General features: G+C 75.0%; 18 protein-coding genes. 9 read left to right on the forward strand and 9 right to left on the reverse strand.

The window, feature by feature from the left end; genetic code table 11:
• The first annotated feature begins 133 nt into the window (after window positions 1–133).
• Window positions 134–1,540: a glycoside hydrolase family 26 protein gene (locus ACGFSH_RS01425; protein ID WP_393343800.1), complete on the forward strand. Its 1,407-nt coding sequence runs from the start codon at window positions 134–136 to the stop codon at window positions 1,538–1,540.
• Between the two features lie 28 nt (window positions 1,541–1,568).
• Here the strand turns inward: ACGFSH_RS01425 and ACGFSH_RS01430 are convergent, their stop codons facing one another.
• Genes ACGFSH_RS01430 through ACGFSH_RS01470 form a run of 9 tightly spaced genes read right to left on the reverse strand, consistent with a single transcriptional unit; the run spans window position 1,569 to window position 12,407 of the window.
• Entirely contained in the window at window positions 1,569–2,684 is a 1,116-nt protein-coding gene (locus ACGFSH_RS01430) for a GNAT family N-acetyltransferase (protein WP_393343802.1), read from the reverse strand.
• A complete protein-coding gene (locus ACGFSH_RS01435; RefSeq protein WP_393343804.1) occupies window positions 2,681–3,328 on the reverse strand; it encodes a lipopolysaccharide biosynthesis protein in 648 nt (215 codons plus the stop codon). The genes ACGFSH_RS01430 and ACGFSH_RS01435 overlap by 4 nt, the downstream gene beginning before the upstream one ends.
• Window positions 3,325–4,488 carry a glycosyltransferase gene (locus tag ACGFSH_RS01440; RefSeq protein WP_393343806.1) on the reverse strand — a complete coding sequence of 388 codons (1,164 nt, stop codon included), beginning with the start codon at window positions 4,486–4,488 and terminating at the stop codon, window positions 3,325–3,327. The genes ACGFSH_RS01435 and ACGFSH_RS01440 overlap by 4 nt, the downstream gene beginning before the upstream one ends.
• Window positions 4,485–5,225, reverse strand: coding sequence for a polysaccharide deacetylase family protein (locus ACGFSH_RS01445; protein WP_393343808.1), 741 nt, complete (start codon window positions 5,223–5,225; stop codon window positions 4,485–4,487). The genes ACGFSH_RS01440 and ACGFSH_RS01445 overlap by 4 nt, the downstream gene beginning before the upstream one ends.
• Complete coding sequence (locus tag ACGFSH_RS01450; protein WP_393343810.1) at window positions 5,212–7,176, reverse strand: lipid II flippase MurJ; 1,965 nt, start codon at window positions 7,174–7,176, stop codon at window positions 5,212–5,214. The genes ACGFSH_RS01445 and ACGFSH_RS01450 overlap by 14 nt, the downstream gene beginning before the upstream one ends.
• Window positions 7,173–8,654, reverse strand: coding sequence for an O-antigen ligase family protein (locus tag ACGFSH_RS01455; RefSeq protein WP_393343812.1), 1,482 nt, complete (start codon window positions 8,652–8,654; stop codon window positions 7,173–7,175). The genes ACGFSH_RS01450 and ACGFSH_RS01455 overlap by 4 nt, the downstream gene beginning before the upstream one ends.
• 8 nt (window positions 8,655–8,662) lie before the next feature.
• Window positions 8,663–10,078, reverse strand: a complete 1,416-nt coding sequence (locus ACGFSH_RS01460; protein WP_393343814.1) for an exopolysaccharide biosynthesis polyprenyl glycosylphosphotransferase — start codon at window positions 10,076–10,078, stop codon at window positions 8,663–8,665.
• Window positions 10,075–11,250, reverse strand: a complete 1,176-nt coding sequence (locus ACGFSH_RS01465) for a glycosyltransferase (protein WP_393343816.1) — start codon at window positions 11,248–11,250, stop codon at window positions 10,075–10,077. The genes ACGFSH_RS01460 and ACGFSH_RS01465 overlap by 4 nt, the downstream gene beginning before the upstream one ends.
• 53 nt (window positions 11,251–11,303) lie before the next feature.
• Complete coding sequence (locus ACGFSH_RS01470) at window positions 11,304–12,407, reverse strand: DUF3344 domain-containing protein (RefSeq protein ID WP_393343818.1); 1,104 nt, start codon at window positions 12,405–12,407, stop codon at window positions 11,304–11,306.
• 240 nt (window positions 12,408–12,647) lie between these two features.
• Between ACGFSH_RS01470 and chpG the strand changes: the two genes are divergently transcribed.
• The 8 genes from chpG to ACGFSH_RS01510 all read left to right on the forward strand — a co-directional run bounded on the left by chpG (window position 12,648) and on the right by ACGFSH_RS01510 (window position 17,861).
• On the forward strand, window positions 12,648–12,887 hold the full coding sequence (gene chpG / locus ACGFSH_RS01475; protein ID WP_393343820.1) for a chaplin ChpG: 240 nt from the start codon (window positions 12,648–12,650) through the stop codon (window positions 12,885–12,887).
• Between the two features lie 265 nt (window positions 12,888–13,152).
• On the forward strand, window positions 13,153–13,818 hold the full coding sequence (locus ACGFSH_RS01480; RefSeq protein ID WP_393343822.1) for a hypothetical protein: 666 nt from the start codon (window positions 13,153–13,155) through the stop codon (window positions 13,816–13,818).
• A gap of 204 nt (window positions 13,819–14,022) precedes the next feature.
• Window positions 14,023–14,310: a hypothetical protein gene (locus ACGFSH_RS01485; protein ID WP_256920957.1), complete on the forward strand. Its 288-nt coding sequence runs from the start codon at window positions 14,023–14,025 to the stop codon at window positions 14,308–14,310.
• Between the two features lie 203 nt (window positions 14,311–14,513).
• Window positions 14,514–15,014, forward strand: coding sequence for a DUF5949 family protein (locus ACGFSH_RS01490; RefSeq protein ID WP_393343824.1), 501 nt, complete (start codon window positions 14,514–14,516; stop codon window positions 15,012–15,014).
• Window positions 15,014–15,610 carry a vitamin K epoxide reductase family protein gene (locus tag ACGFSH_RS01495; RefSeq protein ID WP_393343826.1) on the forward strand — a complete coding sequence of 199 codons (597 nt, stop codon included), beginning with the start codon at window positions 15,014–15,016 and terminating at the stop codon, window positions 15,608–15,610. Before ACGFSH_RS01490 ends, ACGFSH_RS01495 begins: the two co-directional genes overlap by 1 nt.
• A 186-nt stretch (window positions 15,611–15,796) precedes the next feature.
• Window positions 15,797–16,318 carry a hypothetical protein gene (locus ACGFSH_RS01500; protein ID WP_393343828.1) on the forward strand — a complete coding sequence of 174 codons (522 nt, stop codon included), beginning with the start codon at window positions 15,797–15,799 and terminating at the stop codon, window positions 16,316–16,318.
• A 189-nt stretch (window positions 16,319–16,507) separates the two neighbouring features.
• On the forward strand, window positions 16,508–17,011 hold the full coding sequence (locus ACGFSH_RS01505; RefSeq protein WP_393343830.1) for a tyrosinase family oxidase copper chaperone: 504 nt from the start codon (window positions 16,508–16,510) through the stop codon (window positions 17,009–17,011).
• Entirely contained in the window at window positions 16,995–17,861 is an 867-nt protein-coding gene (locus ACGFSH_RS01510) for a tyrosinase family protein (RefSeq protein ID WP_393343832.1), read from the forward strand. The genes ACGFSH_RS01505 and ACGFSH_RS01510 overlap by 17 nt, the downstream gene beginning before the upstream one ends.
• Window positions 17,862–17,869: the final 8 nt, after the last annotated feature.

The following is a 17,869-nucleotide window of genomic DNA, read 5'->3' on the forward strand; positions in this document are numbered from 1 at the left end:
CGGAACGGGCGATCGAGAAACTCGAAAGCCCTAACGGCGGTGGCGTGATTCCTTTTCGTGTGACTTTCATATGACTGGGTGTCAGTAATGCGCGGGCAGTGCGCGTTACGCGAAAGTGGAGAAAGGAGCAGGCATGGCTCCACAACAGCGACGCGCACGGTCCCGCAGGCTGGCCGTCGTCGCGGCGGCGGTCGCGGCTTCGGCCGTCCTGGCGTCCGGACCCGGATTCGCCGCGGGCTCGGGGGTGGTGCGGGTCGCCGATCCTCCCGCTCCCACCCCGACCGCTCCGGCGCCCGCCGCGCCCGACCCGGCCGTCCCCACGCCGGGCGTCACGCCGGCCCCGCCGGCCGCACAGGTGACGCCGGCTCAGAGTGCGGACCCGTCCGGCGAGTCCGCCGCACCCTCCTCGTCCGGCGAGTCTGCGGCTCCGTCCCCGTCCCCGTCCCCGTCCGCGTCCGGCGCGGCCGCCGGGCCGGCCCCCGCCTTCGGCGCCTACCTCGACTACGGCGCCCGGGGCGTGGCCCGGATCGCCGAGCTCAGCGAATGGCTGGGAGGCTCGAAGCTGCGTGTCGGCCACACCTACCTGCCGGGCGACCGCTGGCACAACATCGAGGGCCCGCCCGGCTTCCTCGACGTGTGGGCCGACTGGCGGCTGGAGGAGGACGACCGGATGCTCGTCCTCAACGTGCCCATGATGGAGCGCAACGAGGAGGGCGTCTCCGACGCCGAGGTGCGCCGGCTGCTGCGGCAGGGCGCGGCCGGGGACTTCGATCACCACTTCAGGGCGCTCGCCCGCAGGCTGGTCGCGCTGAAGGTGCCGGACACGGTGATCGTCCTCGGCTGGGAGATGAACGGCATCACGTACACCCATCGCTGCGGGCCGGACCCGGAGGCCTGGAAGAAGTACTGGAACAGGATCGTCTCGGCGATGCGTTCGGTGCCGGGCCAGAAATTCCGGTTCGACTTCACGCCGACCCGCGGCAAGGACGCCGTTCCCTGGACCGAGTGCTATCCCGGGGACGACACCGTCGACATCCTGGGAATGGACTCCTACGATCAGCCGACCGGCCTGTCCTTCGACGAGCAGGTGAAAGAACCGTACGGACTCCAGGCGCACGTGGATTTCGCCAAAGCCCACGGCAAGCCCATCTCCTATCCCGAATGGGGGCTCTTCCGCAACGGTGACAACGCCGAGTACATGCGGCGCATGATCGCCTGGATGGACGAGCACAGGCCGCTGTACAACACGCTGACCGACTACTGCCCGCACGGCGTGTGGCAGTGCCGCCAGAACCCCCGCGCGTCCGAGGTCTACCGCTCGCTGCTGTCCGGCCGCCTCGACGGGCCGAGCACGCCGCCGACGACCCCGGCGCCGTCCCAGGAACCCTCCGTGGAACCGACGGTCCCGCAGCCTCCCACCACCGACCCGACCGGCGAGCCCCCGGCCGCCTGCACGCCGATGGACCTCGGCGACTGGGTCGAGTACTGGCTCGGCGGCAAGCTCTGCTTCCGCCTGGACTGGTGGCCCGACAAGGGATGAACCGCGGTGCGGTGGCGGCAGGCCCGCGTCAGGACCTGCCGTCACCGGCCCGCTCCCTCCGCCGCTCCAGACGGAGCAGCAACTCCTTGCCGCGCCGGCGGGCGGCCACGTCGCAGACGGCGGCCGCCAGCAGCGGGGCGGTCCGCCGGCGGGCGAGCAGCAGCCGCTGGTTGACGACCGGTTCGGGCCGCCAGTGGTGCTTGTACGGCTCGTCCCCGCGCAACAGGCTCAGCGCGGCGCGCCCCCCGTCCCGGGTGTGCTCCGCGCACGCGTCCAGCAGCATCACCGCGACGTCCGCCTTGCTCTCCCGCAGCCGCGGATGGGCGCCGTACAGATACCCCCCGGCCAGCCGCCGTGACAGCAGGGTCAGGTCGACGGCCACGACGTCGTCGTCCAGCCGGAACTCGGTCACCACCGCGTCCCCGGCGCGCACCATCGGGCCCACCGAGCGCACCAGGTGCTCGCAGAAGCGGGAGCGCAGGTGTTCCCCCGTCACCTTGCGGCCCTGCCACTGCAGCTCGTGCAGTTCCAGCAGCCGCCGCAGCGCCGAGTCCACCTCCTCGGGGCACACCGCATTGCGCTGCACGCCGAGCGCGGTCAGCTTGCGCAGCTTGGCGCGCACCCGCTGGGCCTTCGCCGACGGCAGCCGGGCCACCAGATCCTCCATGGCGACGGCGGGCAGCTCCAGGCACACCGAGTCGCTGACCCGCCGGCGCGGCCCGCGCCAGCGTTCGTAGACCTGCTCCACCGCACCGCCGGGCCGCACCTCGCGGAAGTCGATCAGTGCGGTCCGGGCGACCTGGGCGAGGCCCTCGGCGAGCGCGGCGACGGCCCGCTCGCCGTGCTCGTCGTCGACGAGGACATCGCCGTAGTCGGAGATCGCCCCACCGAGCGGCACGAGCGCGGGCAGCGGCCGGCGGACGGCCGTCAGCGGGGCCGCCGCGACCAGCTCACCGCCGTCGCGGACCAGCAGCAGCCGCAGCCGTCCGCGCCGCCCGTAGGACAGCCACCACGAGTGCAGCCAGGCGTGGCTCTGGAACGGCGTGGCCGTCGCGCACCGCCGGTACAGCCGCCCCCAGGCGGGCGCGAGGTCGGCGAAGACCTGCTCGTCGGTGACGAGTTCGGTGGTGAGCGCCGGTTTCACAGTGCTCCGTGGGCGTCGGCGGCCAGCGCCGGGCCGGGGACGGCGGCCGGGCGGCCGGCCTCCTCCTGTGAGCCCCGCCGCGGTCGTACCAGCAGGATCAGCCCGCCGAGCAGCCCGCCCGCGCTCGCCCCGACCAGCCCGGTCACCGCCGGGGACGCAGAGGAGGGCGCGGTCGGCCGCACCGCGCGGGCGAACTGCTGCAACTCGACGTTGGTGGCTGCCTCGGCGCCCTTGGCGTGCTGGGTCAGCGCGCGGGTGACCGCGTTGGCCATGTCGGCCGCCAGGTCGGCGCGCGGGGAGGTCGCCGTGATCGCGACCATCGGGGCGTCCGGGGAGGTCGCCGTCTGCACGTTCTGCTGGAGCGTCTTCACGGGCACGCCCGCCCACACCTGGGCGTCGCCGAGCACGGCGAGCTGGGTGGCGACCCGGCCGTAGGCCTGCGCGAAGCCGAGCGCGGACGCCGGGTCCGACTTGGCCGTCGGGACGGCGACGACATAGGCGGTGGCCGTGTAGACGGGCGGCTTGACGGCTCCGTAGGCGCCGCCGAGCAGACCGCCGGCGACGACGCCGGCCGCGAGCAGGGACCACGGCGGCAGCGCCTTGGCGCGGCGCAGGGCGGCAGGACGACGGGGGTTCTCGGTCATGGGGAACTGACTCCCTGGGGTGTCGGGGAAGCGGAGGAAGACCGGGGTGGCCCGGTCAGGGCGGCCGCGTACACGTCCATGAGCTGGGCGGCGCTGCGGGTGATGTCGTAGTGGCGGACGGCGTCCGGGGCGGTGCGCGGGCCGGGGGCCGCCGCGCGCGTCTCGGTCAGCGCGCGGACGACGGCCTCGGCGCCGCCGCTCACCCGGCGGGCGCCGGCCGGCCGCGCGGGCAGATGGTCGATCGCCGGGCAGGACGCGTAGAGCACGGGAAGCCCCGAGGCGAGCGCCTCCACGGCCGCCAGACCGAAGGTCTCCTCCGGCGAGGGGGAGACGAACACGTCCATGGCGCTGACGAGGGACGGCAGGTCGGGACCCGGCGTGCCGTCGGGGACGCACGGGCGCTCCCCGGCGAACAGGACGCGGTCGGCGACCCCCGCCTCGTGGGCGAGGCGCCGCAGCACGCTCTCCTCGGGCCCGCCCCCCACCAGCAGCAGCCAGTGGTCGCCGGGAAGGCGGGCGAGGGCCCGGACGAGGACGTCGAAGCGCTTTCCGGCCGCGAGACGGCCCACCCCGCCGACGACGCGGGCGTCGTCCGGCAGCCCGAGCCGTCGCCGGGTGGTCTGCCGGGCCCGCGGGTCGAAACGGAAGCGGGCCAGGTCGATGCCGTTGGGGACGACCTCGATCCGCGGGGCCGGCACGCCCCAGTCGAGCAGCCGGTCGGCGACCGTGGGGGAGACGGCGACCGTCGTGCGGCCCAGCCGCTCGCTCGCGAGATACAGGGCGCGCACCCCGGACGTCAGCTCGCGGCCCTCCAGCTGCGACTCGCCCAGCGAGTGCTCGGTGGCCACGACCGCGCGGACCCCGGCGAGACGTGCGGCCAGCCGGCCGTAGACACACGCCCGGTAGAGGTGGGTGTGCACCAGGTCGTAGCCGCCGGAGCGGATGATCCGCACCAGCCGGGGCAGCGCGCCCAGATCGCGGTTGCCGGCCATGCCGAGGTGGACGACCCGGACCCCGTCCTCGGCCAGCCCGTCGGCCACCGAGCCCGGGTTCGTCAGCGTCACCACGTCGCACCGCGCGGGCAGATGCCGCAGCAGCAGCCGCAGCTGCTGCTCCGCGCCGCCGACGCCGAGCCCGGTGATGATGTGCAGCGCCTTCACCGCAGCCCCTCCACGGGCCGCCGGCGCAGCCGGTGCAGCCGGTACTTCAGATACAGCCGCAGCGCGTCGTCGTTCTGCCCGACGTGCAGCCGGGGGAAGGCGTGCGGGCCGTTCAGCGGGCCCGGGTCGATCGCGCAGGCGTAGGCGTAGCCGGCCTCGCGCACGGCGTCCACGGCCCGCCGGTCGATCGTCCCGTAGGGGTAGCAGAAGCCGTCGGGCGCGGCGCCGAGCAGCTCGGCGAGGACGGCCCGGCTCTCGACCGTCTCCGCCTTGAGCGTGAGGTCGTCGGCCGCGGTCAGGTCGACGTGGGTGAGGCCGTGCGAGCCGATCTCGACGCCTTCGTCGGCCGCGCGGCGGATGCCGTCCGCGGTCAGCAGGGGCTTGCGCGGGCCCAGCGGATCCCAGGCGTTGTCGCCGCCGAACCGGCCGGGCAGCACGAAGAGGGTGGCCGTGCAGCCGTTGCGGCGCAGCACGGGCAGCGCCTCGGTGAGGAAGTCGGCGTACCCGTCGTCGAAGGTGAGGCCCACCAGGCCGCGGCCCTCGCCTCGGGCGCGGGCGGCGAGCAGTTCGCCCATGGAGACGCCCCGCAGCCCGCGCCGGCGCAGCCACTCCAGCTGCTTCTCCAGCCGCTCGGGGGTGACCGTGATGTGGTACGGGTCCTCGGAGCAGTCGCCCACGGAGTGGTACATCGCCACCCACGGGACGGCGGTGGGCGGGCGGCGGTCAGGAGCGGCCATGGGAGAGCCTCCGGGTCGCGGAACGTACGGAGCCGAGTGCGCGGACGATGCCCTGGGCGCGCAGAGCCCGGCCGAGGGACAGGAAGACGACGGTCACGGTGAGCCCGCCGACGACGAGCCCGAGGAGCGGGTCGTCGCACCGGCCGGCGGCGAGCATCCCGGCCAGGGCCGCCACCAGGGCGGCCCGCACCGGCCGGCTCAGTTCGTGCAGCACGCCCCGCACGTCGACGGGCACGCTGCGCGGTCCCATCCCGGCCAGCAGGACCAGCGCGGTGACGGTGATGCCGGTCGCGTTGGCGGCGGCGATCCCGTACACCCCCCAGGTGTGGACGCTCCAGGCGCCGATCCAGGAGGTGACGACGATCCCGCAGGCCATCGCGCCGACCGGGTACCAGGACCCGCGGCCGGCCGAGAAGTAGGAGCGCACCAGCACGCCCGTCAGGGTCTGGCCGAGCAGTCCCAGCGCGTACACCCGCATCAGTCCGGCCGTCGCCGCGGTGTCCCGCGCGGTGAACGCGCCCCGCTGGAACAGCACCTCGATCATCTGGGGCGCGCAGGCGACCACCGCCGCCGTGCCGAGCAGCACGATGCACGCGGCCAGCGCCAGGTCCCGCTCCACCCGGCTGCGGGCCCGGCCGACGTCGCCTTCGGCCAGCGCCCGCGCGACGACGGGGAAGGTGACCGTGCAGACCATCACCGACAGGATCATCGGCATCTGCGCGACCTTCTGCGCGTAGTTGAGGTGCGAGATCGCGCCGGCCGGCAGCTGCGAGGCGAGGAAGCGCTCGACGAGGACCTGCGACTGCCGGCACAGCGCGAACAGCAGCACCGTCGTCAGGAGCGCGGTGTCGAGGGGCCGGGGGGCCTCGTGCGCGACGGCCCGCTCCCCGTCCCCGGCCCGCCGCCCCAACCGGCGCAGGAGGGAGGGGAGCTGCACGAGGACCATGAGGAGTCCGCCGACCGCGACCCCGGCCGCCGCCGACCGCACCCCCCAGCGGCCGCCGAGCGCGTACATCCCGGCGATGATGCCGACGTTGTAGGCCACGTAGATCGCCGCCGGGGCGACGTACCGCCGGTGCGCGCGCAGGGCGGCGCTGCAGTACCCGGCGAGCCCGAAGCTCACCGCGCAGGTGGCGGTGAGCCGGGTGCAGTCGACGGCGAGCGCGGGGTCGGGCAGGCCGGGCGCGAGGGCCCCGACGAGCTGCGGCGCGATGCCGATCAGCAGGGCGCCCACCGCGACGAAGGCCAGCGACAGCCGGGGGAGCGTGCCGGCGACCAGGGCCCGCACCGGGTCGCCCGGCTCGCCCCGGGAACGGCGGGCCAGCGCCATGCTGAACGCCGGGATCAGCGCGAACGCCAGTCCGTCCTCGATGAGCAGGGTGGCCGCGAACTCGGGCACGGTCCACGCGACGAGGAACGCGTCGGTGTCACTGCCCGCCCCGAACAGCCGGGCAAGCGCCTGGTCCCGGAGCAGCCCCAGCAGGGCTCCGGCCACCGACAGCCCGGCGGTGACGAGAGCGGCCCGAGCGAGAAACCCCCGGGACACCACGGGAAGCTCCCCGCCTCCCCGCCCCGCCGCCCCGGCACCCGGCGCGCCGCCCCCGCCCGCCCCGCCGGCCTCCACGGCATCGACCGCCCCGACGGCCACGTCCGTCCCGACCGCCTCCACCCCACCGAGAGCGCCGGCCGCACCAGCGGACCCGTCCACCCCGGCGGGACCGGCGGGACCGGCGGTCCCGGCCGCACCGAGGGTCACGGCCGCACCGGCCGCACCGGAAGTCACGGCGCTACCGGCCGACTCCATCGTCTCGGCGGTCCCGGTCGTCCAGGTGGTCTCGGTCGCTTCCTCCTCCGTCTCGGCGGTGGCCTGCCCGGGCTGTGCGGCGTCCCGGGCCGGCGGTACGGACGGGGGGCCGTCCGTGCGAGGCGTCCGGGGAGGCGTGACCGTCATCGCGCGAGCGCCTCCTCGCGGCCGTCGGCGCCGACCAGCGCCCACCAGGCCACGGCGCCGAAGACGACGGCCGTCAGCACGGTCGACGGCCCGCCGATGTCGGCGTACACGAAGTCGATCAGCTGCCAGATCAGGAGGCCGCAGGCGACGAGCGCGCAGTCCAGGCCCGGCCCCGAGCGCCGCACGCGGGCCCAGCCGCGCAGTCCGCGGGCCAGCATCGCCAGCCAGCAGCCCGCCAGGGCGAGCAGCCCGATCAGGCCCTGCTCGGCCAGGACGAGCAGGTACATGTTGTGCGGGGACAGCAGCGGCTGCCGGACGAAGCCCGAGCCCGCGCCGTCGGTGTCACTGCCGGAGGACAAGGCGAGCGACGCGTGCGCGTCCCGGTGCTCGGGGAAGCCCTTCAACCCGACGCCGGTGAGCGGCTGTTCACGCCAGATGCCGACCGCGGACGCCCACAGCGTGTACCGGTCGGTGACCGACTGGTCGGGGGCGTCGGCGACCTGGGTGATGCTGTCGACGCGCTCCTGGAGCATCGCCGAGCCGACCCCGAGGCCGCCGACCAGGATCACCCCGGCCGCCAGGCCCACCGCGCCGATCGTCAGCGCCCGCCGCAGCCCCGCCAGGGCCAACTGGACCGCGCAGGTCAGCGCGGTCGCGATCCACGCGCCCCGGCTGAAGGACAGGGCCAGCGGCACGAACAGCGCCAGGGCGCAGCCGGCGGCGACCGCCCGCTGCCGTGCCCGTGACCCGCCGAGCGCCAGCCCGAGCGAGCAGACCAGCCCGAACGACACCACGGTCGCCATGCCCATCACGTCCTGCGGCCCGAACGTGCCGACCGCCCGGATCGTCTCGCCCTGGTACGAGGCCCCGGTCCCGGTGACGAACTGGTGGACGCCGACCGCCCCCTGCCAGCCCGCCAGCGCGACGAACGACCAGGCCAGCACCCGGAAGTCGGCCCGGTCGCGGACCAGGAGCACCACGGCCGCCGGGACCAGCACGAAGATCTGAAGGTAGCGGCCCAGGCCGGTGAGGCCCGCGCCCGGCGAGGAGGCGCCCATCGCGGCGAGCGCGAGGCCCGCGACCGGCAGGGCGAGGAGCAGCGCGGCCGTCCGGGACAGCGGACGCCGTCGCTGCCGCAGCAGCCGGACCGCGCAGAACAGCACGACCAGCGCGGACAGCGCGTCCGCCGGTCCGGCGCCCTCGCCGCCGGGCGCGGGCGGCAGGCCCAGCAGGGCGACCACGGCGACCACGGGCAGCACCGGGGACAGCGTCCGCGCGGCCGTCAGGGGCGGGGCGAGGGCCGGTCCGGAGCGCGCCCCGGGCCGCCCGATGGACGGGCGCCCCGGGTCCCCGTGCGCCGCGTCGCACGGTGCGGGGGCGGCCGCATGAGCGTACGCGGGCGCCCCGGACAGCCCGGCGAAGCGCCGTGCCAGACGCCGCAGCGCGGGCGGGAAGGTCCGGACGGGTCCTTGGCTCATCGGCGGTTTCAGCTCCCGGTCGGTCGCACGAGGGCGGCCGCGGTGCGCAGCAGGATGCACACGTCCTGCCACAGCGACCAGTTGTCGATGTACGCGTTGTCGAAGCGGGCCCGGTCCTCGATCGAGGTGTCGCCGCGCAGCCCGTGCACCTGGGCGAGGCCGGTGATGCCGGTCTGCATGCGGTGGCGGGCCGCGTAGCCGGGGTAGCTCTGGCTGAACTCGCCGACGAAGAAGGGGCGTTCGGGCCGCGGGCCGACCAGGCTCATGTCGCCGCACAGGACGTTCCACAGCTGGAGCAGCTCGTCCAGCGAGGTCTGGCGCAGGAAGCGGCAGAAGGGGCTCATCCGGCGCTCGCCGGCCACGCTCCAGCGGGTCGCGGCCTCGTGCTCGTCGACCGGGCGGTGGGTGCGGAACTTCAGCAGGGTGAAGGGCCTGCCGTCCTTGCCGATCCGCTCCTGCCGGAAGACGACGCCGGGCCCGTCGGTCAGCCGCAGCACGGTCGCGCACAGCAGCAGCAGGGGGCTCACCAGGAGCAGCAGCGTTCCGGAGACGGTGACGTCCAGCAGGCGTTTGCCGAGGCTGCCGCGGCGCCGGGCGCCCATGTCGAGGCGCCGGCAGGCGAACCCGGCGAGCTGCTCGCGGCTCGCGTACGAGGGCGTGTCGGCGTCGATCTCCCACACCGTGCAGCCCGACTCGGCGAGCGCCCGCAGCAGCGGGCCCTGCACGCTGCGCACGGCCGGGTGGACGCACAGGACGTCGCGGACGCCGTTCTGGATGAGGGCCCGCTGCACCTCCTGACCGGTGGTCAGCACCGGCAGTCCTTCGGCGCCGTCGGGGTTCTCGGTCACGATCCCCACCGGGCGGATCCCGCACCGGGGATGGCGCAGCACGGCGGCGGCCACCCGCTGCGCGGTCGTGGCGGGTCCGATGACGAGCGCGGCGTGCGGGCGGCGCAGCAGCGCCCGCCGCCGCCGCAGATGGACCACCGCACGGCCGGCGCAGCACGCGGCGGCCTGGGCCGCGCAGCCGACGAGCAGGGTGCGGGCGGAGAGCGCGTGCGCCGGGTTCCACGCCCCCACGGCCGCGGCCAGCGCCAGCCAGCCGACGGCGATCCGGCCGCAGAGGGCGGGCAGTTCGTCGAGCACCCCCGCCACCGGACGGCTCCGCTGCGGGCGCAGCAGCATCGTCGCCGCCACCAGCAGGGCCGTCAGGAGCGGCCGGTGCTGCGCGCCGGTCAGCGCCGCCGCGCCGGCCAGCGCGGCGAGGCCGTCGGTGAGCAGCAGCGGCAGCGGGGACGCGGGCCGTGCGGCGGGCCGTCGGGCGGGGAACCTGAATCCCGTGGCGCTTCCCCGGCGCGGGATGACCGAGACGGACGAGTATCCGGGCTGCGCGCCAGGAGAGGGGACGGTGCTTTCCGCAGTCACGAGTGGATGGACTCCCTGCACTCGGTGGGCGCGACGGGCGCCCCTTGTGTGGTCGTGAGCAGCTCGCGGTAGACGACCGCGACCCTCTCGGCCGTGTGCCGCACGTCGTGCGTGGCCAGCACGTGCCGGCGCCCCTGGTGGCCGAGGGACTCGCGCAGCAGCGGGTCGAGGAGCAGCGCGGTGACGGCGTCGGCCAGCGCCGAGGGGTCGTCGGCGGGTACCAGGCAGCGGGACGCGAGGGCGTCCGGCAGGCTCTCCCGGGCCCCGTCCACGTCGGTGACCACCACGGCCCGCCCGCAGGCGAGCGCCTCCAGCGGGGCCAGTGCCATGCCCTCCCAGCGGGAGGGCAGCACGACCAGGTCGGCGGCCTGGTACCAGGGCACGGCGTCGGCGACGGACCCGGTGAACAGCACCGACTCCGGGGCCCCGCGCCGCAGTCGCTCCGCCTCCGGGCCGTCGCCCACCAGCACCAGACGGGCGCCGGGGGTGCGGCGCGCGACGGCGTCCCAGGCCCGCAGCAGCACGTCCTGCCCCTTCTGCCGGCACAGCCGCCCCACGCACACCACCAGCGGGGCGGCCGCGTCGAGCCCGGGGAGGAGGGCGGCGCGCACGGTGTCGACGGGGGCGGGGTGGAAGCGCCCGGTGTCGATGCCGTTGGGGACGACGCTCCACCGTCCGGCGATCCGGGCGCGTTCACCGGTGGCGCGCTCGGCGTCGCTCACGCAGAGGAGCCGGTCCGCCCAGCGCGCCCCGAACCGCTCCCAGCGCAGCGCGAGCGCCGCGGTCGTGCCGTCGACGGCCTCGAAGGACCAGGCGTGGGGCTGGAACACCGTCGGGATCCGTCCGCGCAGCGCGAGCCGGCCGGCCAGCCCGGCCTTGGCACTGTGCGCGTGCACCAGGTCGGGGCGTACCTCGTCGAGCAGGCGTGCGAGGCGCCGCACCTCGCCGGGGAGCGAGGGACCGGGCGACCGGGACGCCGCCCAGTGCCGGACCTGCGCGCCCAGGGCCCGCAGTGGCCCGTCCAGCGGGCCGGCGGGGCAGGCCACCGTGACGTGCAGACCGGCCGCGAGCTGGGCCCGCGCCAGGTCCGTCACGACCCGGGCGACCCCGCCGTCCACGGGCTGGGTGAGGTGCAGGACCCGGGTTCTCCTGGCGGGTTCTGGCTGGTGCATTGCGCGGTTTCCTCGCTCACGGTGGCGCTCGGGACGTGCGGGAACGCGCCTGACTACTTCTTCCGTGTGTCGACGGCGACGAAGAGCGCCCCGGCCCACGCCGCGTCCCGGTGGGCAACGAGCCGAACCGTCAGCTGGTCACCGCCGGACCGCAAACCCCTGCGCAGATCGAACACATCGGAGTCGTAGCCCAGGGTGTTGGCGTACGCCGGTACACGCGCTCCCGGAGCCTCCCCCGGCTCGCTGATCGTGGAATTCAACACATCGTCAGATGGATTGACCGGGTTCGTGAGCGCGACGGCCGCCCGGCCACCGGTCGACAGCATGAGCGAATCACCCGAACGGCCGCGGTCGCCGTCGTAGGCGACCAGCCCGGCCCGGCCGCCCGCGCCCGCCGGGATGCGCAGTCCGCGCAGCCGGATCTCCTTGCCGGCGGGCGCGTCGAGAGCGTCGAAGCCGTCCCACACGGACAGGTCCCGCAGCGGCTCGGCCGGGTTCTCGTAGGCCACGACCAGCGTCCAGCCGCCCCAGGCCCCGGTCGCCGACCTGCCCATGGCGACGTTGATCTGCGCGACCGTGTAGAGGCCCCGGCCGCTGGCGCGGACCAGCTTCGTGACGTCCGCGGAGGCCTGGAAGGCGTCGGCGCCATGGGCCGTGCGGTGGCCGACGACGGTGTCGGCGAGCACCGCCTTGTACGCGCCGCCCGGCTCGGCGATCAGCACCCGCCCGTTGTCCCTGGGCGGCTTCTGCTCGCCGACGCGCAGGTTGCCGCCCCAGTACAGGCGCGCGTACGACACCCGCGCGCCCTCGGGCAACCGGACCTCGGCGCGGGAGGAGTTGTAGGTGTTGGGGTCGTCGTCGACGTCGACGTAGAACATGTCGAAGTCGTTGTTGCGCGCCGCCCGGCCCGCGCGCACGGCCGGGCAGTCGGGGGCCGCCTTGGCCGCGGGCGCGGCGCGGCAGCTGATGGCGGCGTTGGCCGCGCGCACGATCCCGCCGTGCTGGGTGGAGTGGTAGCGCTGAGCGAAGGGGAGACGGGGGGCCTCCGCGGCCGGCGGTGCGCCGGCGGCCCGGGCGCCGCCCGGCGCCCAGAGGACGGCGAGGGCGAGGACGCCGACCGCGGCGCGACGCAGCGTCGGACCCAGGGAATTACGCATGACCGGCGGTGCCCTTTCGTGCGATTTGCTTGCTATAGGCGTGCGTCGGATGGGGCGCAACTCTAACCGCTGTCCGGATTAATCCCCTGAAACCGGACAACAGTGTCGGTATGGTGAACGTCGATCCCCGGCGACATCACTCATTCGGCCGCACAACCCCCGTGAGCCCCGCGCGTTGACTTCAGCGCCGGGCATCCCCGCCCGGGTGTCTGTGTCAAAACCCCCAAGGAGCACCTCTCCATGTCGCGTATCGCGAAGGGCCTGGTCCTGACCTCCGTTGCCGCCGCGGCCGTCGCCGGCGCCTCCGGCATCGCCGCCGCCGACAGTGGCGCGAACGCCGTCGCCGAGCACTCCCCGGGCGTGCTGTCGGGCAATGTCGTCCAGGTCCCCGTCCACATCCCGGTCAACGTCTGCGGCAACACGATCAACGTGATCGGCCTGCTGAACCCGGCGTTCGGCAACACCTGCGTCAACGACTGACGTCACCTCCCCGAGAGGTCACGACACGTCATTCGCCGAACGGCCGCCCTCCTGTCAGGAGGGCGGCCGTTCGCGTTGCCGTGGGCGTTGCCCCGGACGGGGGAACCGGCCCCCACCCGCCCGACGGGCCCCGGCGTGCCCCCCATCAGGGGCGATGCCGGTCCGGCGGCTCGCGGGATGTCACCCGGTGCAACGGTTGTGTTGCGGGTTGTGACGGCGCTTTGCACGGTGAGCACGAGACCCGACGCAATCGAAAGGATTTCCCATGCGTGGTCTGCCCGTACGGCGTATCGCTTCCACCGCACTGTGCGCCTCCCTCGTCCTCGGCCTCGCCGCACCCGCCGCCATGGCGGCCGACGGCGCCACCGCCCGCGAGCGCGTCGCAGCAGCCTCCGATGCGCCCGTTCCCGGCAGCGCCGCGCTGCTCGCCCAGGGCAAGGGCCTCGGTGATCTCAGCACCGTCCTCGCCCCCGTCACCCAGACGCTCACCACCGTCCTCAAGGCCGACGACGGCCGCCTCACCCCCGGCGAGGCGACCCGGCTCGGCGACGCCGTCAAGACGGCCGTCGCCAAGATCACCGCCGAGACCGCCGTCGCCCCGGCCGCACCCGCCGCCGTGCCGCCCGCCCTCGCCAAGGGCACCGACGACAGCGGCGCCAAGGCCGCGGCCGACCCGGTGTCCGACGCCCTCGCCGCCGTGCAGAAGGCCCTGGACGACCTGCTCCAGGCCGCCACCTCCCTCGACGTCGGCCAGGTGGCCTCGGCGGTCACCGGCGTCCTGGGCAGTCTGCTCGACCTGCTCTCCTCGACGCTGAACGGACTGGACCTGAGCCTGCCGAGCGTGCCCAGCCTGCCGAGTCTGCCCGGCCTGCCGGCCGAGGCGGCCCAGGCCCCGGCGACGCCCGCGCTGCCGCCCCCGCCCACCCGCTGACCGCCCGCCCGGGCGCGACCGCCGGCCGGGCGTCTCCCCGCCCGGCGTTCCGCACCCCGCCGTTTCCGCACCCCGGCGTTTCCACCGCCGGGGTGCGGAAATTTTCCGCGTACCCGGTTTCCGCACCCGACAGGCCTCGTTGAACACGACGTCAGAACGTGCCCCGGCGACTTGCGCCGCCGAGTCGCCGAAGAAAGGAACCCGATGAAGTCCCTGAAGGCCGCCGCTGTCGTCGCCGGATCCGTGGCCCTCGCCGGCCTGGCCGCGCCCGCGTTCGCCACCCCCGCCGACCTCACGCCCACCAGCCTCAACGGCGCCGTGGACACCCTGGCCCGGGGGCCGGTCAACCTGGAGGACGCCATGCCGCTCCAGCACCAGTCGGACGCCCTCGACACCGAGAACAAGGACTCCGTGCTGAGCACCGTCAAGGGCGCGGCGGGCGCGCTCAACACCCACAACCCGCTGCTCGGCGGACTGCCGCTGCAGGGCTGAACCGCCCCCCGCCGCCGGGGCCGGTCCGTCACCCACGGACCGGCCCTCGCCCATGTCCGCAAGGCCCCGGACGCCACGGCGCGGGCGCTGTTCGAGGGGAGTCGAGCGGGCCGTCCCTCGTTCGTGTGGAGCGACCCGCCGAAGTCCCCCGGTCGGGTGAGAACACGTCAGGCGGCCCGCCGGCCCGCCGATAGGGTCGCGCGGTGACCTCAACCCCAAGCGCAACCCGCCCCTTTCGCGTGGCCGACCTGGGCACCCTCGTCGTGATGCCGTGGAGCGGCGAGGCCTCCGACGGCCGTGACATGCCCTACCTCCTGGCCTACTCCCTCGGCGACACCGCGGACGGGCCCGAGGGGACGGCCGCCGCCGTCGCACGGCTCCTCTCCGACAACGGCATGCCCGTCGGCGGCGACGTCGTCGACGGCACCGAGCGGCCCAGCCTGCCGTTCAGCCTGCTCGTCGAGTCCGGCGCGGCCGTCCTCAACATGCCGGGCCTCAACGCCCAGTGCCTGCCCCCGGCGGAGTGGCTCACCGCCGTCGCCGAGCGCGGCTACGCCTACCTCGTCCTCACCACCCGTGCCTGGCCGGAGGCCACGCCCGGACGCGCCGTCGCGCCCGAGGCGCTGGCCGCGTTCGCGGGCGCCGACGAGACCCTGACGGCGGCGGCGCACATCGTCCTGCCCGCCCGCCGACTGCGCGGCTGATGCGGCGGCCGCAGCCGGTCGCCGTGGGCGACGGCCGCGCCTTCGCCCTGCTGCTGGTCCTTGCCGGAGCGGCCGGGCTGCTGGCCTCCTGGGTCATCACCCTCGACGAGTTCAAGCTGCTGGAGGACCCCGGCTTCACACCGGGGTGCAGTCTCAACCCCGTCGTCTCCTGCGGCAGCGTCATGCGCAGCGACCAGGCCTCGGTGTTCGGGTTCCCCAACCCGATGCTGGGCCTGGTGGCCTACGGGACGGTGCTGTGCGTCGGGGCGAGCCTGCTGGCCGGGGCCGCCTTCCCCCGCTGGTACTGGCTGACGTTCACCGCCGGCTGCCTCTTCGGCGTCGGCTTCGTGTCCTGGCTCCAGTTCGAGTCGCTGTACCGGATCAACGCGCTGTGCCTGTGGTGCTGCCTGGCGTGGGTCGCCACGATCCTCCCGTTCTGGTACGTCGTCGCCTTCGACGTGCGCAACGGCCACCTGCCGGCACCGGCCGGCCTGCGCCACTTCCTCGACGACTTCACCTGGGCGCCCCCGCTGCTGCACATCGGGATCGTCGGCATGCTGGTGCTGACCCGCTGGTGGGACTTCTGGACGAGCTGACCGCCGCGGCATCCGCGGCCGCAGCGGCTCGGCCCGGCGCCGGCCCGTCCGTCGCGCCGGTTCGGCGGTATGGCGGTAGCACTATTACGGCACCCGGGGGAATTGTGCACTGATGCCGTTTTCCGGCTCGTTACCCGGTACGGACGCACCGCCTTCCGAACTCCACCGAAAGGGCCCGTACCCGAGATGAAGTCGACCACCCGAGGAACCCTCGCCGCCGTGCTCACGTGTGTCGCGGCCGCGGCCGGCGCCGCCGTCTGCGCGAGCCCGGCATCCGCCGTCGGCACCGTCCCCGTCCCCGTGCCGCTGGACGGCGTCGAGAAGTCCCTCAACGTGGAACTGCCCACCATCGGCGGCGAGATCCCCCTGCCGACGCCGGGCGCGCCCGAGGGGCCGCGCTTCGTCGAGGGCCGCCTCATCCCGGAGCACGTCGTCCCGCAGCTGCCCATCGCCGCCGGGCTGCCGGGCCTCGGCGTGCGGGCGCCCCTGCCGGAGGTGCTGGGCGACGGCTTCGACCACGTCGGCCTGGACGCCCCCGCCTCCGACCTGCGCACGCTCGGCCCCGGCCTCGTCCTGGACGCGCCCCTCACCGCGCCCAACCCCGACCACTTCGGCCTGCCCGACCTGAAGCTGCCCGAGGCGGGCGTGATCACCCCCGTACTCCAGGCCGTGCCCGGCGCGGACCTCGGCGTGGACCGAGGGCTGTAGCAAGGGCTGAAGCAGAGGTCAGCAGCACTGCGGTCGCCCGCCGCGGAACACGGGCCCGGACGCCGTCGTCCGGGCCCGTCGCCGTACCCGAACCGGCCGTTCGGGCGCAGACGGTGACCAGGCGGCCCTCCCCGCGGTTAGCCCCACAGACAACCGCACCGGACCACCGTCCCGGACGAGGAGCACACCATGGTCGCCAGCGTCGACGGAGTACCCGTGAGCGCAGTTCCGGCAGTTCCGGCAGCCGCGGCGGTCACGGCCAGATCCGGGCCGGCCCGCCGCGCACGGCGCCGGGACCTGCTGCGCGGACTGTTCGCAGGCTCCGCGGCCCTCGCCGTCGCCCCGGTCGTCGCCGCCTCCCGGCCGCTGCGCCCGGCGGACGGCGGCCCCCCGGACTCCTCGTTCGACGAGACCTACCGGGGCCGGCGCATCCACGGCGTCCTCAGGTCGGCGGGAGGGGCCGCCGCGGCCGGCGCGCGCTGGGACGTCACGGTCGACGGCCGCCCGCTGCACCTGATGCGCCGCGCCGACGGCACCTGGCTGAGCATGGTCGACCACTACCGCTCGTACGCCACCCCGCTGGAGGCGGTCCGCGCCGCCGTCGACGGGCTCGGCCCGGGGGAGCGGCTGCGCGAGGACGCTCCGGCACACCACCACACGCACATGGGGGGACACCATGGCCTACATCCGTAAGGACGTCAGCACGCTCACCGGCGCCGAGCGGCGGCGCTTCGTGAACGCACTGCTGGCGGTCAAGAAGAGGGGCGAGTACGACGCGTTCGTGCGGATGCACATCGACCACTACGTCTCCGACGGCGACGGCGGTCTGCGCAGCGCCCACATGACGCCTTCCTTCCTGCCCTGGCACCGCAGGTTCCTGCTCGACCTGGAGGCGGCCCTGCGCCGGGTCGACCCGTCGGTGACGGTGCCCTACTGGGACTGGACGCGCGACCGCGCCACCACCGCGGCGCCCTGGACGAAGGACCTGCTCGGGGGCAACGGACGCCGCTCCGACCACCAGGTGACGACCGGACCGTTCGCCTACGCCACCGGCAACTGGACCATCAAGGAGAACGTCACCGACGGCAAGTTCCTCACCCGCGACCTCGGCCGGGCCGCCGCCCCCATCGACCTGCCCGGCGCGAGAGACGTGGAGACGGCGCTGGCCGACCCCGTCTACGACGTGTCGCCCTGGGACTCGACCGTCGCCCGCGGCTTCCGCAACAGGCTGGAGGGCTGGGGCTCAGGCTCGGGCAGCGCGGCCTGGCGCAACCACAACCGGGTGCACCGCTGGGTCGGCGGGGTCATGCTCGGCGGCGCCTCCGTCAACGACCCGGTGTTCTGGCTGCACCACGCCTTCGTCGACCTGCTGTGGACCCGCTGGCAGCGCCGCCACCGCGAGCACCGCTACCTCCCCGCCGAGCCGCCCGGCCCGAGCAGCCGCCAGTACCGCAGGGTCGTGGCCCGGCACGAGAAGCTGCCCCCCTGGAACGTGACCCCGGACGCCCTCGAGGACGTCTCCCACATCTACCGCTACGCCTGACGCCCACC

The organism is Streptomyces sp. NPDC048481 (assembly GCF_043200075.1).
Lineage (GTDB): Bacteria > Actinomycetota > Actinomycetes > Streptomycetales > Streptomycetaceae > Streptomyces.